Raw genomic sequence first — 25,214 nt, forward strand, 5'->3', positions numbered from 1 at the left:
GTACCAGTGGGCTGCGAGAAACCTAGGGCCGCTTCCCGGAATGGTCAACCCCTCTGTGCCGGGGACGGCCGGAGCGCCTCTCGGTGCCGGTGGTGCGGGACGTCCGGCCGAATCCCGCCAGGCGAACGATCGTATTGAACGCAAGCGTTCGATACGCTATCCGGCGATACCGTGACCTGCGGGGAGCCGCTCTCCGCGGCCGTCCGGCCTTGCCACAGGGGGGATCCCATGCGTCTGCATGTCGGCCAGCGCCATGAGCGGGTACTCGATCTCGTCCGGCAGCGCGGCAGCCTCCGGGTCGCCGAGCTGGCCTCCGAACTCGGCGTCTCCGCCGTGACCTTGAGGCGCGACGTGGAGACGCTGGCAGCCCGGGGCAGCCTGCGACGGCTGCACGGGGCCGTGGTGTGGCCGACGGATCAGCCCTCTGAGGCGGCACGGACCCCGGGTGCCGAGGGCGCGGTGATCGGAATGATCGTACCGACCACCACCTTCATCTTCGCCGACATCGTGCGGGGTGCCCGGGAGGCCGTGGAGGCCCAGGGCGGCCGGCTGGTGCTCGGGATGTCGGGATACGTGGACACCGAGGACCCGGTGCAGGCGGACCATCTCCTGGCCGGCGGCGCCGAGGGCCTGCTCATCGCACCCAGCTGGTTCGGCGGGGTGCCCGCCGACGGCCAGGAGAAGTGGCTGCTGGAGTGCCCCGTCCCGGCCGTGCTGGTCGAGCGCTCCGCGCCGGCCGGCAACCCCGCCGCGGGACTCGACCGGGTCCGTACCGACCGGGCTCACGGCGCCGCGGAAGCGGTGGGCCACTTCGCCGAACTCGGGCACAGTGCCGTCGCCGCGGTGCTGCAGGAAGGGCCGCACGCCGCGCAGATCACCGCGGGGTACCTGGCCGCGGTGGAGTCGCTCGGACTGACACCCGTGCCGGGATCACCGGCCATCAGGGGGCACGGCGCCTACGACGAGATGGCGGAGTACCTGGTCGACGCGGTCAGGAACCGGGGGGTCACCGCCGTCCTCGTCCACAGCGACGAGGACGCGATCGTGCTGGTGCCCCGGCTCCAGTCGCGCGGCGTCAACGTCCCCGCCGACCTGGCCCTCATCGCCTACGACGACGAGGTGGCCGGGCTGTCCGACGTACCGCTGACGGCCGTCGCACCGCCGAAGCGCGGGGTGGGCGAGCTGGCGGCGAAGCTGATTCTGCAGCGCCTGGCCGAGCGCGCGTCGGGCAGTACGCCGACACCGCGCCAGCACCTCGAACTGCTGCCGGAACTGCGGGTGCGGGCATCCTGCGGTGCCGTCGGAACAACACCGTCCCCGCCGAGGAAGTAGCCGGCGCGTTCCGAGGCGGGCTGACGCCGCGACGCGATCCGGCGCCGCGGCGGGTACCCCCGCTGCCCGGAGAGGGGCGGCCTGCGGAGGTGGCCGGTGACGCCGGGGAACGTCAGGCCGTGCGGACCTTGACCCGGTGGGTCGCTCCGTAGCTGCCGCTGAGGTCGCCGAACGTGAGGGTGAGCGAGGAGCCGGTCCGGGCGCCGGTGACCGCGGGGGCCTTCGAGAGGACGGACGCGACCGGCCGCTTCCAGGTGAGGGTCAGGCTCTTGACGCTGCGGGACGGGTCGGCCACCGAGATCGTCGCCGTACCGTCCCGCCGTTCCCGGATCTGCACACTCACCGGCGCGTCGGCCGTGACTGTGCCAACCGTGCTGGCAGCCCAGAAGTTGATCCCGGTGAAGCCGAGCGAGGGCACGCGGATGCCGTGCTGCCGTGAGGTGTTGGCGAGGATCCGCAGCCACAGCGGGTCGAGGGCGCGGGCGGCGGTGCGGAGCTCACCGGCGCCGGGCATGAGGATCTACGCGTACGAGGCGTCCCGAGGGTCCGTTCCGTGGTCCTGCCACAGGGTCAGGTAGCGCCGGGTGAACGGGGTGGGCGAACTGCCGGCGTCGATGTCCTTCCACGCGCCGGTGCGCTCCTCGCGCAGTGCGCTGATCCGGCTGCCGCCCGACTGCGGGAACACGTAGCCGGCGTGCCCCTGGATGTGCGCCCACCTGGTGCGCGTCCGCGTGGTGCGCCAGCCCTGGGCGCCCGGTTGCGGGATGCCGTTGAGGCCTTGACCGTGTCGTCGCCGAACAGCTTCTGCAACAGGGCCGTGTTGGCCAGCCTCAGCTTCGGATTCCTGAGGGCGGGGCCGTACGAGTCTCGTTGCGGCCAGCCCTTGACCATGGAGTTCCAGCGGGACCGCTCCTCGGCGCTCGCGCCCCGGCCGACGAGGACGACCGAGGCCATCACGCTGTGCGCGCGGGTGTACTTCGCCATGGCCGAGTCCGGCAGGAACCTGTCCACGGACCGGCGGTAGGTGGCCAGTTGCTCGGCCGACAGGTGCTCGTGGAGCAGTACGGCGGTGTCGAGGAGCGCCTGCGGCGAGCCGATCTGGAAGTTCCACCAGTTGCCGAACGGCGCGGCGTCCGCGCTGTAGACGTCCGAGCAGAGGTGGTCCAGTCCGGTGATGACGGCGTCGCGCAGGGCCGTGTCCCCGGTGACCCCGGTGCCCGGCTGGGCGCACGCCTGGGCCATGGTGCTCAGCCGCGTGAAGCTGTCGTTCATCCGGGCCGAGTAACCGTACGACTCCTGGTCGGTGTCCCGGGACGGATCCGCGTAGCTCAGGCCCGGCCAGAGCGAGCCCGCCGCCGGAGCCATGGTGTCCCGGTGCCGAGCGTGGCCAGCTTCGATCGGAAGGGTTCAGCGGTCGGGCTGAAGCCCTCGCCGAGGATCAGCGTGCGCCACTTGGCACGCAGCGCGGCGAACGCGTCGGCGGCCTCGGTGTCGGCCGATGCCCGGGTGACGGGGGCGGCCGAGGCGGTGCCGGTCTCGGCCAGGCCGGCCGCGAGTGCGGTGCCGCCGGTGGCCGCGAGGAAGGTGCGGCGGGACCAGGGGGACGGGGGAGGGTGCGTCATGGGTGCTCCGGGGGCCGGGAGAGGGAAGAAAGAGCGCGCTGAAGTCAGCCGGTTTCTCACACGCATGCGCTCAACCGCTCAATAGGACCGGCGTAATTGATCGTTTCGATCGCTACGAGCGCCGCTGTCGGTCCGCTTTGTCGTGGACACCATGCTTCGTCTCCCCCTGCCGGGGCGGCCCGCTCGCTCCCGGCGGCCTTCATGGACAGGCCTTCACCGGCGGCCGGAAGCGGTCCTGCTCCCTTTGGCGCCGAGGCCGGGCCGGCACCGGCGGCGGCTTCTCCGACAGGAGTCCGGTGGAACCGGCCACCGTCGCGCCCGGTGTCAGGCCGTGGCCCGCAGATGCCGCTGTGCCCATTCCTCGAACGTGGTGAGCGGGATGCCGAGAGCGCGTGCGTACTCCGGGCGGGCGGGCTGGCCGACCACGTTGATCCGCTCGTGCGAGGCACCCATTCCCGGCATTCCGGCGGCGGTCGCCTCCTGTTCGGTCATGTCGGGCGCGGTCAGCTCGGCGCTCAGGGCGCGGGAGAGGATCTCGGCGATATCCGTCATGGACAGATAGTCGCTCGCCAGCTCCAGCTCCACCCCGTCGAACCTCTCCGGTGCGGCGAAGGCCGCCGCGGCGGCCGCGCCGATGTCGTCCACCGCGGCGAGGGACAGCCGGGTCCCGGGCTTCAGTACGCTCACCAGGCCGCCCTCGACGCCGCGCGGGAACAGGAAGGCCATGGAGGGGAGGAAGTTCTCCATGAAGAAGCCCGGCTTGAGGAGCGTCCAGTGCGCGAAGCCCGCTTCACGGACCCGGTCCTGGATCCCGGCCTTCGTGCCGAAGTACGGCTCCATCGCGGCCCAGCGGCCCTCGGCCCAGCCGGGCGCCGCCGTGTGCTGCCCGGCACCGGAGACGGACGTGTGCACGAACTGCGCTACGCCTGCGGCCGTCGCGGCCTCGATCAGGTTGACCGCCTGGGCCGACTCGCCCTCGAAGCCGCGTCCGTTCATGTCGGGCATCTGTACCGAGAAGACGGCGCGGGCTCCCTCGGTGGCCCGGGTGACGGAGTCGCGGTCGAGCAGGTCGCCCGTGACCAGTTCGGCCCCGAGCGCTTCGACGGCCCTCGCCCGCTCGGTGGCCGGGTCGCGGACCAGCGCCCGGACAGGAACGCCCGCCGCGAGCAGGGCGCGCGCCGTGGCGCCCCCTGCCGGCCGGTGGAGCCGGTGACGAGTACGGGCGCGGATGCGGATTCCGTGGACATGACGCTCCTCGAATGGTGTGCGGAGGCTAAACGGTGGACCCCGCCGTTTCAGGTTCGGTACGATACGGAGGGCCCCGCCACTTGGCAAGCGGGCGGGGACAGTGCGGTGACGCCCGGTGTGAGCGTTGCCGACCCGCTCGCGCTGATCGCCGGTATCGCCCTGGCGACGGAACACCACAAGGACCCGGCAGCCGAGGCGGACCGGCTGCCGGGCCTGACCGTGGCGGGAGTCAGCCCGCAGGGGTGAGAGGCGAGCCCGGCGGCCGGGGCTGCTCACAGCGTCACGATCGTCGCCTCGGTCGCCTTGACGCTGGTCCACACCGCGACCCCGTCGGCGAGGCCGAGTTCGGCGGCGGCGTGGGGGGTGATCTCGGCGACGAGATCCGGTGCCTGCGGTGACGTGATGAGGACGCGCAGCCGGCTGCCGCTGGTGGTGATCTCCCGGACGGTGCCCGCCCAGATGTTGCGCGGACTGCCGCCCGGCTCCGTGCGGTGCACGGAGACGGCCTCGGGGGCGATGACCGCGAGTGCGGCGGTGCCCGCCGGCAGCGGTTCCGCGATGACGAGTCGGCCGCCGCCGTGCAGTTGGAGTCCGTCGGCGGTCGCGGTGCCGGGCCAGGCGTTGCGGCCGAGCATGCGCGCGACCCAGGGGGAGTGGGGGTGCCGGGTGACCTCGCCCGGCGGGGCGTCCTGGAGGACGCGCCCGTCCTCCAGGACGAGGACGCGGTCGGCGAGGGAGACGGCCTCCACCGGGTCGTGGGTGACGATCAGGCAGACGCCGCCGAAGCCGTCGAGGTGGGTGCGCAGCGTGTGCCGCACATGCGCGCGGGTGGTCTGGTCGAGCGCGGCCAGCGGCTCGTCGAGCAGCAGCAGCCGGGGCCGGGTGGCGAGCGCCCTGGCCAGGGCGATGCGCTGGGCCTGTCCGCCGGAGACCTGGGACGGCTTGCGGGCGGTCAGCTGTCCCACGCCGAGGCGGTCGAGCCATTCCTGGGCCCTGCGGCGGGCCTCGGCGCGCGGTACTCCCTGGGCGCGCAGCCCGTAGGCGGTGTTCGCGAGCGCGCTGAGGTGCGGGAACAACGCGCCGTCCTGCGGCACCCAGGCGACGCCGCGGCGGTGCGTGGGCAGGGCGCTGACGTCCAGCTCCCCGAGCCGCAGCGCGGCGTGGGCCCGCGGGGTGAGTCCGAGCAGGGCGCGCAGGAGCGTCGTCTTGCCCGCGCCGTTGGGGCCGACGACAGCGATGGTGGTCCCTGCCTCGGCGTCCAGCGTGAGCTGGTTGAAACCGGTGACCTCGGCGTGCAGCGGCCAGTTGCCCCGTCCGGTGTCTGGCCCGGCGTCGTGCGGCAGGGTCGTTCTGAGGCCCTCCGGGGGGAGGGAGGCCGGTTCGTCGGCGGAGGCGCGCGGCCCCGCGGTCGCCGCGGTCGGGGTCCCGGTCCATCGTCCGCGCAGCCCGAGGAGGACGAGCATGGCGATCGCGAGCAGGAGCAGGGAGACCGAGGTGGCGGCCTCCGGGTTGTCCTGGAGGAGCAGGTAGACCTGGAGGGGCAGAGTCTGGGTGGTGCCGGGGAGGTTCCCGGCGAAGGTGATGGTCGCGCCGAACTCACCGAGTGCCCGCGCCCAGGTGAGTGCGGCTCCGGCGGCGAGACCGGGGGCGACCATGGGCAGGGTGACGGTGAAGAACACCCGTACCGGCGAGGCCCCGAGGGAGGACGCCGCCTCCTCGTAACGGGGGCGCAGTCCGCCCAGCGCTCCTTCGAGGCTGATGACCAGGAACGGCATCGCGACGAAAGTGGCCGCGAGGACGGCACCGGAGGTGTGGAAGGGCAGGGTGATGCCGAACGTGTCCTCCAGCCACGGCCCGAGCAGACCGCGGCGCCCGAAGGCGAGCAGGAGGGCGACACCGCCCACCGTGGGCGGCAGCACCATCGGCAGGAGCACCAGGGAGCGGACGAAGGTCTTGCCGGGGAAGTCGGTACGGGCCAGCAGCCAGGCCAGCGGCACCCCGAGGACGAGCGAGAGCCCGAGCGCCCAGAAGGAGACGAGCAGCGACAGCCTCAGCGCCTCGGTTGTCCCGGGGCTGGTCAGATGGTCGCCCAGCTCGCCCCAGGACGTGCGGGCGAGGATCCCGGCCAGCGGCAGCAACAGGAAGGCGATGGCCAGCAGCGCGGGGATCGCCAGGGCGATCGGTGCGCGGGGGCCGGTGGCGCGGCTGCGAAGGCGTCTCATCGAAATCCCTGAAGCTGGAAGTGCCGTGCGGGCGGCCGGGACCGAGGCCGGGCCCGCCCGCACGGGGTGGTCACGGGTTACGGCTGCTGGAAGCCGGCGGCGGCGAGGATCTTCTGGGCCTCCGGGGTGGAGAGCCACTTCACGAACGCGTCCGCGGCCTCGCTGTTCTTGGTGGCCTTCAGGGTCGCGGCCGGGTAGGAGGCCACGGCGTTCTGGGCGTCGGGGATGTCGACGGCGTCCACCGTGGCGGTGGCGGTGGCGGCGTCCGTCTTGTAGACGAGACCGGCGTCGGCCTCACCGAGTTCGACCTTGCTGAGGACGGATCGGACGTCGAGCTCCTGGGAGACCGGCTTCACCTCGATCTTCTGGGCGTCCAGGATCTGCTTGCTGTAGCGGCCCACCGGGACCTCGGGGGCGGCGAGCACCACCTTCAGCTTGGTGTCGGAGAGGTCCTTCAGGTTCTCGATCTCCTCCGGGTTGCCCTTGCCCGTGGCGATCACCAGACGGTTCTTCGCGATGACGGTCGGCGTCCCGGTGTCGGACTTCAGCCCGTCCATGGTCTTGGTGTCCGCGGTGACCAGAGCGTCGGCGGGCGCACCCTGCTTGACCTGGGCGGCGAGCTGCTGCGATCCGGCGAAGGAGAACGTCACCTTCGTGCCGGGGTGCTCCTTCTCGTACGCGGCGCCGGCCGTCTTGAAGACATCGGTGAGCGAGGCGGCGGCCAGCACCGTCAGGTCTGCCTTCGGCGCCCCGGACGCGGAGGCGGTGGCGTCGGCGCCCGAGTCCTTCTTGTCGTTGTCGCTGCCACAGGCTGCCAGCGGGACGAGGAGAGCCGCCGTGAGGATCGCGGCTGCGGTACGGCGTCTGGTGAAGGCGAGGGACATGAGGGTGGGAACTCCTTGGGAACGCGGTCGGCTGGTGCCGCCCGAGCGGATGGTGGTGAGCCGCGCCGGGGACGGGCGACGCCGCTTGGTGGAGCTGTGGAGCTGTGGGGCTTGTGGGGCGGTGGCTCAGGTGCGGTCGATGCGTACGCCGGTCGGTGTGACGAGAGTGGTGGTCACCGGGGCCGCGACATCGCCTATGGCATGGGACTGCATGTGCCACACAATAGGTGTTCTGAGTTTGCATTTACAACGCTTAATGCGAAGCTCCATAGCAGATGCGTTTTCGTTCGGAGGAAACTCCGAAGGGGGTGTCGCGCGGATACGTCGAGGTGAGAGGCGGTCCGCGAACGCGCTGCCTCCGCTTTGCCGGGCGAGGTGCCGCATCCTCCTCGCGCCTGCGGCAGGCGATCGGCCGGCTGTGCGGGAAATGTTTACAGTGAGAAATGCAGACCGGGAAATACCCGGCATTTCACCCTGAATTCGAGGCGCTTCTCCATGAGCCTGAGCATCCGTAACCAGATCCCCGGCACCGTCACCGCCGTCACCGCGGGCAAGGTGATGGCCACCGTCAAGGTCCGCCTGGTGGGCGGCCAGGAGATCACGGCCGCGATCACGCTCGAAGCCGTCAAGGAACTCGGACTCACCGACGGGAGCCCGGTCCGCACACTGGTCAAGTCCACCGAGGTGTCCCTGGCGACCGGCGCCGTCGAGGGCCTGAGCATCCGCAACCGGATCTCCGGCACCGTCACCGAGGTCGCCACCGGCGGTGCCATGGCGAGCGTCAAGGTCTCCGTCGAGGGCGGAGAGCTGACCGCGGCCATCACCAAGGACGCCGTGACCGACCTGCGACTCGCGCCGGGTGCGTCCGTCACCGCACTGATCAAGTCGACCGAGGTCTCCCTCGCCGCGGCCTGAGCCGCGGACCAGGCGCATCGCCCCGGTCACCCGCACCGCGCGGACCGTCCCGGCGCCACGAACCCCGTGCACCGTCCCGCCTATACGCACCGGGCCGGCTGTACGGAGACCGGCAGCACTCCGGCCCACACGTGGGTGATGGCACTGATGTAGCGCGCGCCGCACCGGTCGGCGGGCATGACCAGCCGGCTTCCCGCCGCGTCCAGGCCCCGGCCGTCCATCCCGGTGGCCAGGAGCGCGGGGACATTGCCGAAATCGGCGTCGACCTCCGCCCGCGACAGTACCGTGTGGTGCCCGTCGCCGCCGGTGACCGCCACGAGGTAGCGGGAGCGGTCCTTGCGCCCGCGGGCGCCGAACACCGGATGGGCGTCGAGGACCACGTCGCGGAGCAGGGGCCCCTCGAAGCTGTGGTGCTGCGGGCCGTTGGTGGCGCAGTCGAACACCACCTCGGCCTGCACCCCGAGGTGCGCGGCCGCGAAGGTGAGCAGGGTCTCGGCGAGGGCCTGGGAGGCACGGAGTGTCGCCTTGCCGGCCCCCCACGGTTCCGGCGGAGCCGAAGGCCCCGGTGTCGTGCTGCACGAGACAGCCGATGTCCTGGCCCAGCACCGGTACCGCACCGCCCCCCGGGAGAACGCGGCACGCCGCAAGGGCGACGAACTCGTCTCGCTGATCGACGCCCCCCACGCGGACGGGACGTCGCTGCGCCTCGCACTCCACAGCTTCGGCCTCTCCGACCAGGGCCCCTACCAGGTCATCACGGCGCGGCCGGCCCACGAGGACGACGCCGGCGCGGCGGCGGACGCCCTGACCGAGGCCCTGCACCACGACCCCGACCGCCCCTTCACCGTCGGCAGGCTCACGGGAGGCACGGCCGTGGCCGTCGTCCAGGGCGAACCGGGCGACAGCCAAGGCCGGCTGCACGCCCTCTGGCCCGTTCTGGAGGGCTGCTCCACGGCGGGGTGGGGGCGCCGGCCACCGGTCCCGAGGGCCTGCACGGCAGTCTCGTGCAGGCGCGCTACGCCCTGACGGCATCCCGCACCACGGAACCCGCGGCGTCCCGGCTGACGTCTGCGACCTGTCGCGCCTCGGTCACAAGCTCGATCTGCAGGCCGCTCTGATGTGCCGCTGACCACTGGGTGTACCGACCCGCAGCGCCAGGGTTCAGCCGCGGCCGTCAGGCCGGTCGATGTGCACGTTCGTCGACTTCACCCGCGCCGTGGCCATGACCCCGACCTCCAGGCCGAGTTCGTCGACGGACTCGCGGCTGATCAGTGACACCAGCCGGTGCGGCCCCGACTGGATCTCCACCTGCGCCACGACGTCGTCTGCCCGTACCGCGACGACGATCCCGGCGAACGAGTTCCGAACCGACGTCAGGACCTCCCCGGGTACCGGATGCAGCCCCGCGGCACGCTCCGTGGCGAAGCCCGCGAGGCTGACACCGTCGATCACCCGGTTTCCCGAGCCGCCGCGGTCCATCACGAGGTGACCGCCGTCGGCCCAGCGGCGGACGGTCTCGGGACTCACGGCCAGCAGCTCAGCGGCCTGGCCAATACTGTACGAAGGCACCCGCGTACTCTAGGGCCTGTACGGGGTTGTGCCGCGGCGTCCGCCGGGCTCAGGCCTGTCCGTCCCGCGGCGTCGGCCGGTCCCGGGCGGGGGCCCCCGCTCGCAGCCCGTCCATCACGAGATCCAGCAGCCGGGCGGCGCGCGGCTGCCAGTCGCTGTGCGGGTCGATCTGCCAGAGCCCGGCGATCGCGAGGAGGAAGTCCTCCGCGGTCAGCCCCGGACGGATGGTGCCGGCCTTCTCGTTGGACTCCAGCAGGAGCGTGACGGCCCGGGTCACCGGGCCGTGGCCCAGCTGGGCCAGACCGCCGTGCCGGCTGACCGTCGTGCGCAGCGCTTCGGCCAGACCGGCCTTGGCCATGGCGAACTGCGCGAGCCGGTCCATCCACTCCCGCAGCGCCCGGTCCGGATCACGGGTCAGGAGCAACTGGGCCGCGGCGTCGGCGACCTGCTGCATCTCGTGGCGGTAGACCTCCAGGACGAGCGCCTCGCGGTTGGGGAAGTTGCGGTAGAACGTCCCCTGCCCGACGCGGGCCTTCTTCGCGATCACGCTCACCGGGGCGTCCGCGGCGCGCGTCAGCTCGGCCAGCGCGACGTCCAGGATGCGCTCGCGATTGCGCTGTGCGTCCGGACGCAGAGGAGCGCCCTTCTCTTCCTGCACAGGTCCTCCTTCCGAGCCCACGGCCACGGCCGCTCTTGATAACCGGACAACTGTCCACTAGGTTTGATCACTGGTGGACAGTTGTCCGCTTAGTCTCACCTTACCGGTAGAACCAGCCAGTTCGGCCGACCGGTACCCCATCCTCACCTGCGCAATTCATCTGAATCGCCTCCCCCGGGTCGACTGCCGGGATCGTCTCGTTCGACGCGCATCAGTAATGCGAAAGAAGGCTGATCATGGCCCCATCGACGTCCAGTGCCATCACCCTGAACATCAATGGCGAAAAGTACACGCTGCCCGTCGACCATCGCACCACCCTGCTCGACGCCCTGCGTGAGCATCTCGATCTGACCGGCACCAAGAAGGGCTGTGACCAGGGCCAGTGCGGCGCCTGCACGGTACTGCTCGACGGGCGCAGGGCCGTGGCCTGCCTGCAGCTCGCGGTCGCGGCCGAGGGGCGCGCGATCACCACCATCGAAGGAGTGGCCGACGGCGATCGGCTGCACCCGGTCCAGCAGGCCTTTCTCGACCTCGACGGCTATCAGTGCGGCTACTGCACCCCGGGCCAGATCTGTTCGGCTCTCGCGGTGATCGAGGAACACGCGGCGGGCTGGCCGAGCGCCGTGACCGGCGATGTCAGGCCGGAGGCGGGGGTGCCCGCACTCACCGCCGAGGAGATTCGTGAGCGGATGAGCGGCAACCTGTGCCGCTGCGGCGCCTATGTGTCGATCGTGCGGGCGGTCGCGCGGGCGGCGGAGGCCTCCGCGTCCGATGCCTCCACGTCCCGTGCCGACACGTTCCAGGACAAGGAGCCGGTGGCATGAGGGAATTCGGCTACGAGCGCGTCTTCGACGTTCCCGGAGCGGTCGCACTGCTCGGCACGGACCCGGATGCCCGCTTCCTCGGCGGCGGCACCAACCTCGTCGACCTGATGAAGGCCGGCGTCGAGCGGCCCGCACTTCTCATCGACGTCCAGGAACTTCCGCTGGACACCGTCGAGTTCACGCCGGACGGTGGCCTGCGCATCGGCGCGACCGTCACCAACAGCGATCTCGCCGCCCACCCCGAGGTGCGGCGCCACTACCCGGCGCTGGCGCAGGCGCTCCTGGCCGGGGCCTCCGGACAGCTCCGCAACATGGCCACGGTCGGCGGGAATCTGCTCCAGCGGACCCGCTGCGGCTACTTCAGCGATCTCGCCAAGCCGTGCAACAAACGCGCCCCCGGCAGCGGTTGCCCGGCCATCGCGGGCGAGCACCACAACCACGCGATCCTCGGCGCCTCCGAGCACTGCGTGGCGACCCACCCCTCGGACATGGCGGTCGCGCTCGCGGCCTTCGACGCCGTCGTCTCGTACGAAACGGACGACGGGCCAAATGAGTTGCCGATCGCCGACTTCTATCTGCCGGTGGGCGACACCCCGCACATCGAGACCGCCCTGCCGCCCGGCGCACTGATCACCGGCGTCACACTCCCACCGGTCGCGGTCGCCGCGCACTCCCGCTACCGGAAGGTCCGCGAGCGCGCCTCGTACGCCTTCGCGGTCGGATCCATCGCCGCCGCGCTCGACGTCCGGGACGGCGTCGTACACGAAGTCCGCCTCGCGTTCGGGGCGGTCGCGTCCGGGCCGTGGCGGGCCCGTGCCGCCGAGCGGGCGCTGACCGGCCGGCCGGCCGGCGCCGAGGCGTACGCCGCCGCCGCGGACGCCGAACTGGCAGCCGCCGAGACCCTCCCGGACAACGGATACAAGGTGACGTTGATGCGCAACCTGGTCGTGGCCGTGCTCACCGAACTCGCCGAGGAGGCCGCCCGATGACCACGACGACCGACAGCGCGGCATTCACCGGCACCGCCGGCTCCGGCCGCACCCGGGTGGAGGGCCGCGACAAGGTCACCGGAGCGGCCCGCTACGCCGGCGAGATCCCCTTCGCGGAACTCGCCCACGGCTGGCTGGTGCTCTCGACCGTGGCACGCGGCCGGATCCGCCCGGTGGACGACGCGACCGTGCTGGCCATGCCCGGAGTCCTCGCCGTGCTGCACCACGGGAACGCGCCACGCGTCGACACCGACTACGTCGGCATGCTGGGACGGCCCAACCCGGTCGTCGGGCTCTTCCAGCACGACCGGGTGCCCTGCGTGGGCTGGCCGGTGGCGCTGGTCGTGGCCGAGACGTCCGAGCAGGCCAGGGAAGCGGCCGAGGCGCTGGTCGTGCGCTACGACGAGGAACCGCACGACGTGTCGTTCTTCGCCGGGCACCCCGGCGCGTACACGCCGGGGACCAGCACGATGGCCGACGCCGAGACGGCGAAGGGCGACGTGGAGGCCGAGCTCGCGGCGGCCGCCTTCGTCGTGGACGAGGAGTACACCACTCCGGAGGAACACCACAGCTCGATGGAGCCGCACGCGGCGACGGCTCGCTGGGACGGCGGCCGGCTCGACATCGTCGACTCCAACCAGGGCAGCACCTGGGTGGCCACCGAGCTCGCCCAGCTCTTCTCCCTCGACCCGGCCTCCGTACGGGTGCGGGCCGAGCACGTCGGAGGGGCCTTCGGCTCCAAGGGCGTGAGCCCCCATCAGGTGGCGGCCATCATGGCGACGACCCTCCTCCACCGCCCCGTACGCGTGGTGCTGACCCGGCGTCAGATGTTCTCGCTCGTCGGGTACCGCAGCCCCACGGCACAGCGGATCAGGCTCGCCGCCGACGCGGACGGTCGGCTGCGCGCGTTCGACCACCAGGCGCAGAGCCTGACGTCGACCGTGCACGAGTTCGTCGAGACGAGCGCCGCGCTGGGACGCGTCCTGTACGACGCCGACGCGCATCACACCCTTCACACCCTGGTACGGCTCGACGTGCCGTCCCCGACCTGGATGCGCGCACCGGGCGAGGCACCGGGATCCTTCGCCGTCGAATCGGCGCTCGACGAACTGGCCGAGAAGTGCGGCGTGGACCCGATCGTGCTGCGCACACGCAATGAACCCGCGGTGGGGCCGGTGTCGGGGCTGCCGTTCAGCAGCCGCAATGTGCTCGCCTGTTTCGAGGAGGGCGCCCGCAGGTTCGGCTGGGCCGACCGGGACCCGCGCCCCGGCCTGCGCCGGGAGGGGCGCTGGCTGATCGGGACCGGGACGGCCGCGGCCACCTACCCCTCAGGGGTCGGCCCGTCCACCGCGGCCGTGACCGCTGAGCCCGACGGAAGCTTCACCGTACGGATCAACGCGGCGGACATCGGGACCGGCGCCAGGACCGCGATGACCCTGGTCGCCGCGGACGCCCTCGAAGTGGAGCCGGACCGCGTCCTGGTGCGTATCGGGGACAGCGATCTGGGCCCGGCGATGATCGCCGGGGGCTCGATGGGCACCCGCTCCTGGGCCTGGGCGGTAAGGCTCGCGGCGGGTGAGCTGCGGGAGCGGCTGGCCCTGGGCGGAGCCATTGCGCCGGAGGGGATCACGGCCAGGTCGAACACCGCGGAAGCCATCGACGCCCTGCCGAAGATGGAACGGCACTCCTTCGGGGCGCAGTTCGCCGAGGCGGCGGTGGACGTCGGCACCGGCGAGGTGCGGGTGCGCAGGCTGCTCGGTATCTACGCCGCGGGCGCCATCGTCAACCCGCTGACCGCACGGAGCCAGTTCATCGGCGGAATGACCTGGGGGCTGTCCATGGCCCTGCACGAGGAAGCGATCAGGGACCTGGCCTCCGGCGGCCATGTCGGCGCCGACCTCGCCGGCTACCACTTCGCCTCGCATGCCGACGTGCCGGTCATCGAGGCGGACTGGGTGGACGACCAGGTGCCCGGCGACCCCGTCGGGATCAAGGGCATCGGTGAGATCGGCGTCGTCGGCGTGGCCGCCGCGATCGCCAACGCGGTGTGGCACGCGACCGGCGTCCGCCACCGTGAGCTGCCGATCCGTCCCGACCGTGTCCTGCGTGCGGCGGCGGGGGAAGCCCCGCGTGCTTGACATAGCGGACGCCCTGAGCCGCTGGTTCGAGGAGGGCCGGGACTTCGCGGTCGCCACCGTCGTGGCCGTCGGCGGCAGCGCACCGCGCGGTCCCGGCGCCGCCCTCGCCGTCGACAGCGACGGCACCGTCATCGGCTCCGTCTCCGGCGGCTGCGTGGAAGGGGCGGTGTACGAGCTGTGCGTCCAGGCGCTCCAGGACGGGCGGACGGCGCGGGAGCGGTTCGGGTACAGCGACGAGGACGCCTTCGCGGTGGGGCTCACCTGCGGCGGCGTCATCGACGTCCTGGTCACACCGGTGCGCTCGGCGGCGCCGGTGTTCCGGGCCGCGGTGTCGGCCGCGGACCGGGGCGCGACCGCCGCGCTCGCCCGGGTGGCCCGCGGACCGGGCGAACTGCTCGGCAGGGCACTGCTCGTGCACGCGGACGGCTCGTACGAGGGCGGCCTCGGCGGGCATCCGGAGCTGGAACGGACGGCGGTGGCGGAGGCCCGCGCGCTCCTGGACACCGGCCGCACCGGTACCGTCGAGATCGCGGAGGACGGCTCGCGCTGCCCCGGCGGCGTCACGCTGTTCGTGGAGACGAGCGTGCCGCCGCCCCGGATGATCGTCTTCGGTGCCGTGGACTTCGCCACGGCACTCGTGCGGGCGGGCAAGTTCCTCGGCTACCACGTGACCGTGTGCGACGCCCGGCCGGTCTTCGCCACCCGCGCCCGCTTCCCGGAGGCCGACGACCTCGTGGTCGACTGGCCGCACCGGTACCTGCGCGGCACCGCGACCGACGGCCGAACGGTGCTGTGCGTGCTCACCCACGACGCGAAGTTCGATATTCCGCTGCTGGAGACGGCCCTGCGGCTGCCGGCCGCGTACGTCGGCGCGATGGGCTCGCGCCGCACCCATGAGGACCGCGACCGACGCCTGCGCGAAGCCGGGCTCACCGAGGGCGAGTTGGCCCGGCTGCGCTCCCCGATCGGCCTCGACCTCGGCGCCCGCACCCCGGAGGAGACCGCGCTGTCCATCGCGGCGGAGATCGTCGCGTCGCGCCGGGGCGGATCGGGGGCACCGCTGACCGGTTCGGGTGCGCCCATCCACCACGACGCCGACGGACGGCAGGAGGGCGGGTCCCGCTCCCGGGCGGCGGCGTGACCCGTACCGGCCACGCCGCCCACCGTCCGTACCGGCCCCGTGCGGCCCGGGTTCAGAGCTTCCGCAGGGTGACCGAGCCGCCGGGCCGCAGCTCGATCCGCCGCGTCGCGCCCTGCCGGCTCACCTCGGTGATGCGGCCGCCGACGCTGCGGATCCGTGCGTCGCGCACCTTTCCGTCGTGCCAGCTCAGATCCACCAGGAAGCCGCCGCGCGCGCCCATCCCGGTGACGGACCCCGAGCCGGCCCAGGCCGCCGGCAGGGCGGGCAGGAGCTCGATGTGGCCGGGCCGGGAGCAGAGCAGCATTTCGATCATGGCCGTCGGGGTGCCGAAGTCGGCGTCGATCTGGAAGATGCCGCGGCCCGGCTCGGTCTGGTAGATGCCGAACAGGTTCACCGCGGAGGCGTTGCCGCTGCTGACCGAGGGCCGCAGCTTGGACAGCGGCACATGACGGGCCACCCTGACCCGGCAGCAGAGGTCCGCGAGAACGGCGATGACCTCGTCCGCGGTCACCTTGACGCCGATGAACAGGGCACGCCCCCCGTTGACCCGGCCCGGGTTGGCCGGCCGGCCGACCGCAGGAGGCGTGCTGCCGTCGGCGTCCTCGACGAAGTAACCCGTCTCCATGAGCGGGCGCACGGCCTTGGTCACGGCGGCCGAGGAAAGCCCGGTCCTGCGGGCGATCTCCACCCGGGAGAGCGGCCCTTGGGCAGGGCCGTGGTGAACACCAGAGAGGCAGCCGGCGTTGGCGCCGGGAACGTCTCGACGAGGTTGGTCGATGACATGGCCGGAAACGTAGAAAGTTAATTTCCTCTGTCAAGAAAAAAGTCAACCCCGACGAGACGTCGTACGGGCGGCTCGGAACCGCTGGAGCGGGCGCGCGGAGAACCGTGTTGAGCGGGTGCTCGACCATGCCCCGGTACGCCGGGCGGGCCTCTCCCGGCGCGCCGCCCGGCTGTTGGCCGAGCCTTCACCGCTGCGTGGTCCGTCGTACCCGGCAGGGCTTCGGGGTTCCCCGAGTGTGGACATGGGCATGTCATCGCATGGCATGGCCCGACACGCTTCGACCAGGAGGAAGCAGTGAAGAACAGACGACGGATCCGCAAGGTGTCACTCGTGCTGGCCGCGGCCGGGATGTTGGTCCTGGCCTCACCGGGCAGCGCCTTCGCGGACGTGCCGGGTGCTCTGCCCGCGAACGCGGACGGACTGGAACAGACCTTCCAGCCGGCCTACGACTACGACGGTGACGGCTGCTATCCGACCCCCGCCATCGGTCCCGACGGCACCGTCGCCCCCGGACTGAAGACCACCGGCGCCGTCAACGGGAGCTGCCACGACTCCTGGGACCTGGACAACACCAACGGCTACGCACGCTCCAAGTGCAACAACGGCTGGTGCGCCATCATCTACGGCCTCTACTTCGAGAAGGACCAGGCCGTGGCCGGGAGCGGTCTCGGCGGGCATCGCCACGACTGGGAGCACGTGGTGGTCTGGGTGCAGGACAACGAGGCGAAGTACGTCTCCACCTCGGCCCACGGCGGCTTCAGCGTCTACGGCCGCGACCGGATCCAGTGGGACGGGACCCATCCCAAGGCCGTCTATCACAAGGACGGGATCGGTACGCACTGCTTCCGCCCCGCGACCACCGGCGACGAGCCGCCCGAGAACCACTACCACCAGTGGCAGTTCCCCGACCTCGTCGGCTGGAACGGCTACCCCGAAGGCATCCGGGACAAGCTGGTGCAGGCCGACTTCGGCAGTGCCGTCTTCGGCCTGAAGGACGGAAACTTCGCCGCCCACCTGGAGAAGGCGATGCCCGCGGGCATCCCCTTCGACCCCAACGCCTGACGGGGACGGGGCGGCGGGCGCCGGTCAGTGCCCCGCCGCCCCGGACCGGGGGGGAAGCGGGGCGAAGACGCGGTGGGCCGCCATCGCCGCACCGCCGCGCGCCCACGTCTCGAACGGCAGTGGCCGCAGCACGAGTTCGGACCGGGCGGCTGCGCCGAAGGCCTGGTCGGCGAAGGTCCGGCGGATCTCGTCGGAGAACAGGTCGTACGCCGCCACCCCGCGGGTGTGGCCCGAGGGGCTGACCCCGCTGGCGGACCGGGTGCACGCCCACGGGATGCAGTTCGGGCTGTGGGTGGAACCGGAGATGGTGAACCTCGACTCGCGGATGGCCCGGGAGCATCCCGAGTGGATTCTCGGCCCGTCGGCGGGCGCGGGGCCGAGCTCCCGCCACCAGTGCGTGGTGAACGTCGCCGCCGCGCAGGCGTTCGCCCATCTGCTGGAGCGACTTGACGCCCTCGTCACCGAGTACGGCATCGACTACCTCAAGTGGGATCACAACCGGGACCTGCACGAAGCGGTGCAGCGCGGTGCGCACGGCGCCGACCGGCCCGGTGTGCACGCCCAGACGGCGGCCCTCTACCGGCTGATGGACGCGCTCAGGTCGCGCCACCCCGCGCTGGAGATCGAGTCGTGCTCCAGTGGTGGCGGACGTGTCGACCTCGGCGTCCTCGCCCGCACGGACCGGGTCTGGGCATCGGACTGCAACGACCGGCTGGAGCGCCAGTCGATCCAGCGCTGGACCGCGCAGCTGCTGCCGCCCGAGCTCGTCGGCGCCCATGTCGGAGGACCGCGCAGCCATACGACGGGGCGGGTCGCCGACGACTCGTTCCGGCTGATCACCGCGTTGTTCGGCCACGCGGGCATCGAGGACGACCTGACCGCGCGTACCCCCGCGCAACGCGCGGCGCTGGGCCGGTGGGCGGCGCTGTACAAGGAACTGCGCGGACTGCTGCACGGTGGACAGGTCGTCAGGGCGGACCTCGACGACGAGGCCACCCAACTGCACGGCGTGGTCGCTCCGGACGCCGGGTCCGCGCTGTACTGCTGGGCGCGTACGGAGACCTCCGCACCGGGCCAGTCCGGCCGGGTCCGCCTGCCGGGCCTCGCCCCCGGCCGGTCCTACCGGGTCCGGATCCGGACGGAGGCGGGGCTGCCGTCCCTCCACCAGGTCACGGGACCCGTGTGGTGCACGGCGGCACTCGACGGCTGGGTCCCGATGCCGGGCGCCGTGCTGACCGGTGCCGGGCTGCGGATGCCGACGCTCAACCCGGGGCAGGCCCTGCTGATCGAGGTCGCGGCCCAACTGCCCGCGAACTGAACGGCCGCACACCGGCCGGCCCCTCCCGGGCCGGTGTGCCGCCGTGCGGCATCACGGGCTCGCCGCGTCGTATCCGTAGCGCAGCGGTTCCTCGCCTGCGGGCAGGCCGAGCCGGTAGACGTACAGGGCCTCGGCCCGGACGCCGCCCGGCGGGGCCTCCACCTCGCAGGGGCGGGTGACCTGTACGACCGGTGGCCGGTCGGTGACGCGCAGGCGCAGGCCGTGGGCGGGGCCCCCGACGAGCACCGCGTGCTCCTCGCGTGTCGTGCAATCGCTATCCATGACCATACTTTAAAGGTTGCGCAATAAAAGAACTGTGTCATGTCCCTGAAGCTGAGGCGCCGGACGCGATACCGAAGGCCGGGTCGGGCACCTCCGTGGGGCTGATGAGGGTGGAAGGGCGGCCGTCCGTGCCGACGGGGACGTCTCCGTCGATGGTGACGCGGCGCAGCTTCCGCTCGTGGGCGCCGGAGTCGTCCACTCCGTAGTGCTGGGTGGCACGGTTGTCCCAGATGGCGACGTCACCGGGCTGCCACTGCCAGCGCACGGTGTTCTCCGGGCGCTCGATGTGGGACTGGAACAGCTCGACGAGGGCCCGGGAGTCACGGTCGGTCAGTCCACTGATGCGCTGGACGAAGTTGCCGAGGAGCAGGACCCGTTCGCCCGTCTCCGGATGGACGCGGACCACCGGGTGCTCAGTGAGGAACTTCGTCGAGGTGAACACCTTCTGGTACTGGGCGAGCGCCTCGGGCGGGGCGTCCGGACGCAGCGCGACGTAGTCGTAGTCGTTGGAGTGGACGGCCCGCAGGCTGTCGGCCAGAGTGCGCAGCGGTTCCGGCAACTCTGCGTACGCGGCAGCGGTGTTGGCCCACAGGGTGTTGCCGCCGTAGGGCGGGATGACGACCGCGCGCAGGATGGAGAAGGCCGGATAGGCGGGCACGAAGGTGACATCGGTGTGCCACTGGTTGGCCCGGCCGCCGTGGTCGGAGTCGATCCCGAGCGAGTAGCGGCCGTCGGCGGACGGGACGGTCGGGTGGGCGACCGGGGTGCCCAGCAGCCGGCCGAACGCCTCGTGGCTGTCCTCGTCCAAGTGGTCCTGACCGCGGAAGAAGACGACCCTGTTCGCCAGCAGGGCGGCCCGGACGGCCGCGACGGTCTCGGGGGCGAGGTCGCCGCCGAGGCGCACCCCGGAGATGACGGCGCCGATGCGGCCGCCTGCCTTCTGGACGGTGACGGGGGAAGCGGGGGCGGTGGTTGCCGAGGACATGGCGGCATTCCTTTCGAAGGGCACGCCCGGCCCCTGACCGTTCGTGGATCCGGTCAACGGCGGGCTTGATCGATCTCGGAGAGGAAGAAGACGGACCCTTGGGCGGTGAAGGGCCTGTCGCTGGACGCGGAACGGTCCGGGTGCGGATGCGTGGGCGCGGTGGGGCCGCGGGAAGCGGGATCGCGGTGCGACAGCGGCTGGTCAGGCAGCGCTACAGCGGCCCGGACACCCGGGCGGCACTGCGGTGCGGCCGGCGCGCGGGGCGGGCCGCGCATCGGGAGTGGCCGTCGCGAACATCCCCGGAGACTCGCAGCGCCCCGCCGCGTACGTCAAGCACGCACCCGCTGCCCGCGAGGCGTCCGGCAGTGGCCCGCCCGGCGCCCGCACGCAGCCCGCGAACCGTCCGGACGGGTACCACCAAACCCACGACGACCAGGGGGTTTTCCCGTCCTCCCGGACGGCCGCGCGCCCCGCACCGCAAGCCGGCGCGAGGCCCCGCACGATTTCACGCCGCCTTAACGTTGGGCCCGTCCCACGCCTTTGCGCCCGGCCGTCAGCCGTCCTGGGCCGCGTTGAGCAGGTCGAGGGCGCTGTGCTGGCAGCCGTTGCCCGTCGCGGCGAAGGGCCCCGCCCAGTGCGGGCCGTACTGGTCCAGCGAGTTGCGGTTGCGGGCGTACAGGGTGGCGGCCTGCCGGTCCAGGTAGGCGTTGTACGGGTGGTCCGGCAGTTCCTTGAGCTCGTTGGTCACGGCGTTCTTGTAGGGCTTGTCGGTCGCCCACCGCACCCCGCCGCCACACGTGGAGGCCCAGTAGGCGTGCATGTGGTCGGCATCCTTGCGCGCGGTCTCCGGATACCGCGCGTCGCCCGTCACGTCGTACGCGGCCACCCACGCAAGACCCCACCAGCCGGTGTCGTCCAGGTACGCGTTGGTGAAGTCGCCGTCATCGGCGCCGATGAGCTTGTCGTACGTGGTGGAGATCGCGTACCGGTAACTCGGCATCCCGCTGATCCGGATGTTGTCGATCAGGGAGGTGAGGGCGGTCGCCGACGTCCACCAGCCGGCGAACTTCCCGGTGTCCCGGTGGTACTCCGTCATGAGCGATGTCGCCGCGGCGGTGCTCCTGCTCGCCGCGTTCCGGTCGGTGCGCGCCCAGCCGGTGCACGCGATCTCCGCCCGGTTCCCGGCCTTGCCGCGGGCCCGGAGCGCGCCGATCCGGCCGGTGTTCCAGTCGTCCACGTTGTACATCTGTGAGCGCCAGCCGGTGGACAAGGTGCGCGTCGCAGGCCGGGTCGAGGACGAGCTGAAGACGTTCTACACCTCGCTCTACCACTCGCTCATGCACCCGAACACCTTCAACGACGCCGACGGCCGCTACATCGGCTTCGACGACAAGGTGCGTACCCTCCCCGAAGGCCGCACCCAGTACGCCAACTACGTGAACGGCGCGGCGCGGACCGGAGGATCCTTCGCCCCCGGTCCGCGCCCCACCCGGTCCGTCCCGGCGGGTGCGGGGTGGTTCAGCCCTTGACGGTGAAGGCCGCCCGCAGCAGTGCCTCGTCGCGCGAGGACGGGCCGACGAGCAGCCCGAACGCGCCCGGCTCGACGACACGGTGGCCCTCGGCGTCCACCAGGCTGCAGTCCGCGACGGGCAGTTCGATGGCGACCTCACGCGACTCGCCGGGTTCGAGCGTCACCTGACGGTAGGCCTTCAGCTCCTTCTCGGCCCACGTCACCGACGTGACGGTGTCGCTCACGTACACCTGCACGGTCTCCCGCACCGGCCGCTCGCCGGTGTTGCGGACCTGGACGCGCGCCCGCAGGGTGTCGCCCGCGCCGAGAACCGCGGTGAGCACCTCCAGCTCCGTGTACGCGACGCTCGTGTAGCTCAGGCCCTCCCCGAACACGAACGCCGGACTCTGCGTCAGATCGGCGTAACGGGAGCCGTGCTGGCCGCGCACCTGGTTGTAGTACGTCGGCTGCTGCCCCGAATGACGTGCGAAGGAGACCGGCAGCCGGCCGGACGGCTCGACGAGGCCGAGGGCCAGCTCGGCGACGGCCCGGCCGCCGAGCATCCCCGGGTTGAAGGCGTGCACGATCGCCGCCGCGTCGTGCGCCGAGGGCGGCAGCACCAGCGGCTTGGAACTGATGACGACCACCACCAGCGGCTTGCCCGTCGCGGCGAGCGCGTCGAGCAGCGCGACCTGGCCGCCGATCAGCTCAAGGGTCGCGGTCGAACGCCCCTCACCGACCAGCTCGATCCGGTCACCGACGACCGCGACGACGTAGTCGGCTCCCCGCGCCGCGGCGACGGCCTCGTCGATCAGCGAGGCGGACGGCTCCGCCGGGACGACGATCTCCGGCCGGGGCTGCCCGTCGGGGAAGAAGGCCCCCTGGGGGTCGGGCCCCACGGTGAGGATGTCGGCCCCCCGCGCATGGGTGACGGTCCAGCCGTCCGGCACGTGCTCCCGGAACCCCTCCAGCACGGTGCGGATCATGTCGCGCGGCTGACCGTCCGGCAGCCAGTCCGCCTGACCGGAGGACCCCGCCCAGTCACCGAGCTGGGTCTGCGCGTCATCGGCGTTGGGCCCGATGACCGCGACCGTGCGCGGCGCGTCCCCGGCGGCAGCGAGCGCGCGGCCGTCCTCCCCGGCCGTGAATCCGCCGGCCAGCGGCAGGGTGCCGTCGTTGGTGAGGAGGACCAGCGAGCGGCGGGCCGCTTCGAGGTTCAGCCCGGCGTGCCCGGCGCTGCCGATGACCGCGGCCTGCCGGTCCCGGTCGGGGTGGCGCGGGTTCTCGAACAGGCCCAGCTCGAACTTGAGCGTCAGGATCCGGCGGACCGCCGCATCGATCTCCGCCTCTTCGAGGGTGCCCCCGGCGACCGCTTCCTGCGCACCGTCGAAGAAGTCCGGCGTCGTCATCACCATGTCGTTGCCCGCGCGGACCGCGGCGGCGGCCGCCTTCGCGTGGTCGGCGTAGACCCGCTGCTCCCACACCATGCGGCCGACGTTGTCCCAGTCGGTCACCAGCGTCCCGGTGTAACCCCACTCACCGCGCAGCACCTCGTTCAGCAGCCAGTTGTTGACCGTGATCGGGACCCCGTCCATGGACTGGTACCCGAGCATGAACGTCCGGCAGCCCTCCCGGGCGACCCGCTCGAACGGCGGCAGGAACCACGAACGGAGCTTGCGGCGCGAGATGTCCGCCTCGCTCGCGTCCCGGCCCCCCTGGGTCTCCGAGTAGCCCGCGAAGTGCTTGGCGCACGCCAGGATCGCCGTCGGGTCGTCGAGGCCGTCGCCCTGGTATCCGCGCACCATCGCGGACGCGAGCTCGCCGATGAGGAAGGGGTCCTCGCCGAACGTCTCGCTGACGCGGCCCCAGCGCAGGTCCCGGGTGATGCACAGGACCGGGGAGAACGTCCAGTGGACGCCGGTCGCCGCGACCTCGACAGCGGTCGCCCGCGCGATGCGCTCCACGAGTTCCGGATCCCAGGTCGCGGCCATGCCGAGCTGGGTGGGGTAGATCGTGGCCCCCTCCCAGAACGAGTGGCCGTGGATGCAGTCCTCCGCGACGAGCAGCGGAATCCGCAGCCGGGTCCGCTCGGTGAGCGCGGCCGCCTCCAGGACGCGATCGGGGGAGGCGTGCAGGATCGAGCCCGCGTGCATGTCCTCGATGAGGTGCCTGACCCCGTCCTTCGCGTTCAACTGGAGCATCTGGCCGACCTTCTCGGGCAGCGTCATCCGGCCGACCAGATCGGCTACGCGCTCGGGGACGGACAGCGCGGGGTCGAGATAGGGCAGTGAGGAGCCCACAGGAGTTCCTTTCACAACGTCGGTGACGTTCTCATCGGGCGGATACCTGGGTGGTGGAAGGTGCCGGCCGGCGCACGGGCCCCCGACGATCGCCGCAGCCGCGTCATGTCCGTGCTCCTGCTGTCATCGTCCGAGGCCTCCTGCGGTCGGCACGGCACGGCTCAACTCGCCGCCCGGACCCACCGTACGCCGAATCCCGACCGGGTGGTAAGTATGTGGGTATGCGACTGTACTCAGTGATGCCGTCCGAGACGGCCGGGGAGGGTGGCACGTGACCGGCGATACGCGGCGTGGCTACGCCAAGGGCCGGGCCAGACGCGTGGAGATCCTCGACCAGGCCATGGCCATGTTCGGCGAGGTCGGCTACCGGGGCGCCTCGCTGCGCGTGATCGCCACCCGCTGCGGGATCTCGCACCCCGGTCTGCTGCACCACTTCCCGACCAAGCAGTCGCTGCTGCTCGCGGTGCTGGAACACCGCGACGAGGTGGACGGGCAATGGCTCGCCCTCGGCGATCCGAGGGGCGTCGACCGGCTGCGCCGCCTCGTCGCCCTCGCCGCGCTGAACGCCGAACGCCGGGGGATCGTCGAGCTGTTCTCCGTACTCGCGGCCGAGGCGACGTCCGCCGGACACCCGGCCCACACGTACTTCGTGGAGCGCTACCGCACCTCGGTCCTCACCACGGCCGTCTCCTACCGGGAGGCACGGGACGAGGGCGCGCTGCGTGCCGGGATCGAGCCCGACGAGGCCGGGCAGCAGCTGATCGCGCTGATGGACGGACTCCAGATCCAGTGGCTCCTCAGCGGCTGCGTGACGGACATGGCGGGCGTGCTGCGCGCCCACGTGCAGGCGCAGTTGACCGTGGAGCTCTGAGCCGGGTACCCGGGCGGCCGTTCTCTGCGAGCGGTCCGGTGGCCCGCTCACTATGATCGGCAGGGGGCCCTGGACCTGATCTGTGGAGGCTTCCGATGCTGTCGGTGCTCGAACCGCGTGACATCCCCCCGCGCCTCGCCACTGGCGCGTTCATCCTGAATTCCGGCCTGGGCAAGCTCAAGGCCGACGAGGCGACCGCGCAGACCCTGCACGGCATGGCCTGCACCGCGTACCCCTTCCTCGAGAAGATCGAGGCCGAGCGGTTCACCCGGCTGCTCGCCTGGTCGGAGATCGCGGTCGGCGGCGCTCTGCTGGTCCCCGTCGTGCCGACCCGGCTCGCCGGACTGGCGCTGGCCGGGTTCTCCGGCGGGCTGCTCGGCCTTTACCTGCGGGTTCCCGGGATGCGTGAGCCGGGCAGTCTGCGCCCCACGCAGGCCGGCATCCCGCTGGCCAAGGACGCCTGGATGTTCGGCATCGGGCTGGGCTTCCTCGGCGCGGGAGCGCACCGGTGCGGCCCGTCGGCCCGCCGTTGCCGCCGGCACCGCGGGTGCGGCCGCTGA

25 protein-coding genes and 5 pseudogenes are annotated in these 25,214 nt (G+C 72.1%); 13 read left to right on the forward strand and 17 right to left on the reverse strand.

Annotated elements, in window-relative coordinates; translation table 11 throughout:
- Positions 1 to 228 precede the first annotated feature (228 nt).
- Complete coding sequence (locus ACIQM0_RS14020; RefSeq protein WP_401286183.1) at positions 229 to 1,332, forward strand: substrate-binding domain-containing protein; 1,104 nt, start codon at positions 229 to 231, stop codon at positions 1,330 to 1,332.
- Between the two features lie 112 nt (positions 1,333 to 1,444).
- Here ACIQM0_RS14020 and ACIQM0_RS14025 read toward each other — a convergent pair whose 3' ends face one another.
- The 5 genes and pseudogenes from ACIQM0_RS14025 to ACIQM0_RS14045 all read right to left on the reverse strand — a co-directional run bounded on the left by ACIQM0_RS14025 (position 1,445) and on the right by ACIQM0_RS14045 (position 4,201).
- Positions 1,445 to 1,846 carry a polysaccharide lyase beta-sandwich domain-containing protein gene (locus tag ACIQM0_RS14025; RefSeq protein ID WP_401286184.1) on the reverse strand — a complete coding sequence of 134 codons (402 nt, stop codon included), beginning with the start codon at positions 1,844 to 1,846 and terminating at the stop codon, positions 1,445 to 1,447.
- A gap of 6 nt (positions 1,847 to 1,852) precedes the next feature.
- A complete protein-coding gene (locus tag ACIQM0_RS14030; protein WP_401286451.1) occupies positions 1,853 to 2,443 on the reverse strand; it encodes a polysaccharide lyase family 8 super-sandwich domain-containing protein in 591 nt (196 codons plus the stop codon).
- A pseudogene (locus ACIQM0_RS14035) lies at positions 2,356 to 2,697 on the reverse strand (lyase); the annotation flags it as partial. The pseudogene ACIQM0_RS14035 and the gene ACIQM0_RS14030, both read right to left, overlap by 88 nt.
- Complete coding sequence (locus ACIQM0_RS14040; RefSeq protein ID WP_401286185.1) at positions 2,661 to 2,954, reverse strand: hypothetical protein; 294 nt, start codon at positions 2,952 to 2,954, stop codon at positions 2,661 to 2,663. The gene ACIQM0_RS14040 and the pseudogene ACIQM0_RS14035, both read right to left, overlap by 37 nt.
- A 324-nt stretch (positions 2,955 to 3,278) precedes the next feature.
- Positions 3,279 to 4,201 (reverse strand): annotated as a pseudogene (locus ACIQM0_RS14045) (NmrA family NAD(P)-binding protein).
- 118 nt (positions 4,202 to 4,319) lie between these two features.
- Here ACIQM0_RS14045 and ACIQM0_RS14050 point away from each other — a divergent pair.
- On the forward strand, positions 4,320 to 4,448 hold the full coding sequence (locus tag ACIQM0_RS14050; protein WP_401286186.1) for a hypothetical protein: 129 nt from the start codon (positions 4,320 to 4,322) through the stop codon (positions 4,446 to 4,448).
- Between the two features lie 26 nt (positions 4,449 to 4,474).
- On the opposite strand, the gene ACIQM0_RS14055 is transcribed toward ACIQM0_RS14050, so the two are convergent.
- A complete protein-coding gene (locus ACIQM0_RS14055) occupies positions 4,475 to 6,424 on the reverse strand; it encodes an ABC transporter permease (protein ID WP_401286187.1) in 1,950 nt (649 codons plus the stop codon).
- 77 nt (positions 6,425 to 6,501) lie between these two features.
- Entirely contained in the window at positions 6,502 to 7,308 is an 807-nt protein-coding gene (modA, locus tag ACIQM0_RS14060; RefSeq protein ID WP_401286188.1) for a molybdate ABC transporter substrate-binding protein, read from the reverse strand.
- Positions 7,309 to 7,803: 495 nt separating this feature from the next.
- Here modA and ACIQM0_RS14065 point away from each other — a divergent pair, with 495 nt between their 5' ends.
- Positions 7,804 to 8,223 (forward strand): molybdopterin-binding protein, encoded by a 420-nt coding sequence (locus ACIQM0_RS14065; RefSeq protein ID WP_401286189.1) that lies wholly within the window; start codon positions 7,804 to 7,806, stop codon positions 8,221 to 8,223.
- 80 nt (positions 8,224 to 8,303) lie between these two features.
- Here the strand turns inward: ACIQM0_RS14065 and ACIQM0_RS14070 are convergent, their stop codons facing one another.
- Positions 8,304 to 8,840, reverse strand: a complete 537-nt coding sequence (locus ACIQM0_RS14070) for a molybdopterin-dependent oxidoreductase (RefSeq protein ID WP_401286190.1) — start codon at positions 8,838 to 8,840, stop codon at positions 8,304 to 8,306.
- Here ACIQM0_RS14070 and ACIQM0_RS14075 point away from each other — a divergent pair.
- Positions 8,749 to 9,249 carry a hypothetical protein gene (locus ACIQM0_RS14075; RefSeq protein WP_401286476.1) on the forward strand — a complete coding sequence of 167 codons (501 nt, stop codon included), beginning with the start codon at positions 8,749 to 8,751 and terminating at the stop codon, positions 9,247 to 9,249. The two genes, ACIQM0_RS14070 and ACIQM0_RS14075, sit on opposite strands and share 92 nt — an antisense overlap.
- A 135-nt stretch (positions 9,250 to 9,384) precedes the next feature.
- On the opposite strand, the gene ACIQM0_RS14080 is transcribed toward ACIQM0_RS14075, so the two are convergent.
- Positions 9,385 to 9,792 (reverse strand): TOBE domain-containing protein, encoded by a 408-nt coding sequence (locus ACIQM0_RS14080; protein ID WP_363022699.1) that lies wholly within the window; start codon positions 9,790 to 9,792, stop codon positions 9,385 to 9,387.
- A 49-nt stretch (positions 9,793 to 9,841) separates the two neighbouring features.
- Complete coding sequence (locus ACIQM0_RS14085) at positions 9,842 to 10,450, reverse strand: TetR/AcrR family transcriptional regulator (RefSeq protein ID WP_401286191.1); 609 nt, start codon at positions 10,448 to 10,450, stop codon at positions 9,842 to 9,844.
- A gap of 236 nt (positions 10,451 to 10,686) precedes the next feature.
- Between ACIQM0_RS14085 and ACIQM0_RS14090 the strand changes: the two genes are divergently transcribed.
- The 4 genes from ACIQM0_RS14090 to ACIQM0_RS14105 are packed head-to-tail and all read left to right on the forward strand — an operon-like array spanning position 10,687 to position 15,542.
- Entirely contained in the window at positions 10,687 to 11,274 is a 588-nt protein-coding gene (locus ACIQM0_RS14090; RefSeq protein WP_401286192.1) for a 2Fe-2S iron-sulfur cluster-binding protein, read from the forward strand.
- Entirely contained in the window at positions 11,271 to 12,263 is a 993-nt protein-coding gene (locus ACIQM0_RS14095) for an FAD binding domain-containing protein (RefSeq protein WP_401286193.1), read from the forward strand. The genes ACIQM0_RS14090 and ACIQM0_RS14095 overlap by 4 nt, the downstream gene beginning before the upstream one ends.
- A complete protein-coding gene (locus ACIQM0_RS14100) occupies positions 12,260 to 14,401 on the forward strand; it encodes a xanthine dehydrogenase family protein molybdopterin-binding subunit (RefSeq protein WP_401286194.1) in 2,142 nt (713 codons plus the stop codon). The genes ACIQM0_RS14095 and ACIQM0_RS14100 overlap by 4 nt, the downstream gene beginning before the upstream one ends.
- On the forward strand, positions 14,394 to 15,542 hold the full coding sequence (locus ACIQM0_RS14105) for an XdhC family protein (protein ID WP_401286195.1): 1,149 nt from the start codon (positions 14,394 to 14,396) through the stop codon (positions 15,540 to 15,542). The genes ACIQM0_RS14100 and ACIQM0_RS14105 overlap by 8 nt, the downstream gene beginning before the upstream one ends.
- A 52-nt stretch (positions 15,543 to 15,594) precedes the next feature.
- Here the strand turns inward: ACIQM0_RS14105 and ACIQM0_RS14110 are convergent, their stop codons facing one another.
- Both ACIQM0_RS14110 and ACIQM0_RS14115 read right to left on the reverse strand, forming a co-directional pair.
- Entirely contained in the window at positions 15,595 to 15,855 is a 261-nt protein-coding gene (locus ACIQM0_RS14110; RefSeq protein WP_401286452.1) for a glycoside hydrolase family 95-like protein, read from the reverse strand.
- A 108-nt stretch (positions 15,856 to 15,963) separates the two neighbouring features.
- Positions 15,964 to 16,325 (reverse strand): annotated as a pseudogene (locus ACIQM0_RS14115) (winged helix-turn-helix transcriptional regulator); the annotation flags it as partial.
- Between the two features lie 349 nt (positions 16,326 to 16,674).
- Between ACIQM0_RS14115 and ACIQM0_RS14120 the strand changes: the two are divergent.
- Entirely contained in the window at positions 16,675 to 17,388 is a 714-nt protein-coding gene (locus ACIQM0_RS14120; protein WP_401286453.1) for an NPP1 family protein, read from the forward strand.
- Positions 17,389 to 17,412: 24 nt separating this feature from the next.
- On the opposite strand, the pseudogene ACIQM0_RS14125 reads toward ACIQM0_RS14120, so the two are convergent.
- Positions 17,413 to 17,607: pseudogene (locus ACIQM0_RS14125) on the reverse strand (sugar kinase); the annotation flags it as partial.
- Positions 17,608 to 17,647: 40 nt separating this feature from the next.
- Between ACIQM0_RS14125 and ACIQM0_RS14130 the strand changes: the two are divergent.
- A complete protein-coding gene (locus ACIQM0_RS14130; RefSeq protein WP_401286196.1) occupies positions 17,648 to 18,706 on the forward strand; it encodes an alpha-galactosidase in 1,059 nt (352 codons plus the stop codon).
- 51 nt (positions 18,707 to 18,757) lie between these two features.
- Here ACIQM0_RS14130 and ACIQM0_RS14135 read toward each other — a convergent pair whose 3' ends face one another.
- The 3 genes and pseudogenes from ACIQM0_RS14135 to ACIQM0_RS14145 form a co-directional block, all read right to left on the reverse strand.
- Positions 18,758 to 18,988: a hypothetical protein gene (locus ACIQM0_RS14135; RefSeq protein WP_401286197.1), complete on the reverse strand. Its 231-nt coding sequence runs from the start codon at positions 18,986 to 18,988 to the stop codon at positions 18,758 to 18,760.
- Between the two features lie 37 nt (positions 18,989 to 19,025).
- Positions 19,026 to 19,973, reverse strand: coding sequence for a TauD/TfdA dioxygenase family protein (locus ACIQM0_RS14140; protein ID WP_401286198.1), 948 nt, complete (start codon positions 19,971 to 19,973; stop codon positions 19,026 to 19,028).
- A gap of 553 nt (positions 19,974 to 20,526) precedes the next feature.
- Positions 20,527 to 21,234 (reverse strand): annotated as a pseudogene (locus ACIQM0_RS14145) (glycoside hydrolase family 76 protein); the annotation flags it as partial.
- A gap of 10 nt (positions 21,235 to 21,244) precedes the next feature.
- Here ACIQM0_RS14145 and ACIQM0_RS14150 point away from each other — a divergent pair.
- Positions 21,245 to 21,502 carry a glycoside hydrolase domain-containing protein gene (locus tag ACIQM0_RS14150; protein ID WP_401286199.1) on the forward strand — a complete coding sequence of 86 codons (258 nt, stop codon included), beginning with the start codon at positions 21,245 to 21,247 and terminating at the stop codon, positions 21,500 to 21,502.
- On the opposite strand, the gene ACIQM0_RS14155 is transcribed toward ACIQM0_RS14150, so the two are convergent.
- Positions 21,492 to 23,783, reverse strand: coding sequence for a glycoside hydrolase family 3 N-terminal domain-containing protein (locus tag ACIQM0_RS14155; RefSeq protein WP_401286200.1), 2,292 nt, complete (start codon positions 23,781 to 23,783; stop codon positions 21,492 to 21,494). The two genes, ACIQM0_RS14150 and ACIQM0_RS14155, sit on opposite strands and share 11 nt — an antisense overlap.
- Before the next feature lie 271 nt (positions 23,784 to 24,054).
- On the opposite strand from ACIQM0_RS14155, the gene ACIQM0_RS14160 reads away from it, so the two are divergent.
- The gene (locus ACIQM0_RS14160; protein ID WP_401286201.1) at positions 24,055 to 24,654 is read left to right on the forward strand and encodes a TetR/AcrR family transcriptional regulator; all 600 of its coding nucleotides are present in this window, start codon (positions 24,055 to 24,057) and stop codon (positions 24,652 to 24,654) included.
- Between the two features lie 95 nt (positions 24,655 to 24,749).
- Positions 24,750 to 25,214 (forward strand): hypothetical protein, encoded by a 465-nt coding sequence (locus ACIQM0_RS14165; protein WP_401286202.1) that lies wholly within the window; start codon positions 24,750 to 24,752, stop codon positions 25,212 to 25,214.

Origin of the sequence: Streptomyces sp. NPDC091387 (genome assembly GCF_044756945.1) — a bacterium.
GTDB lineage: Bacteria > Actinomycetota > Actinomycetes > Streptomycetales > Streptomycetaceae > Streptomyces.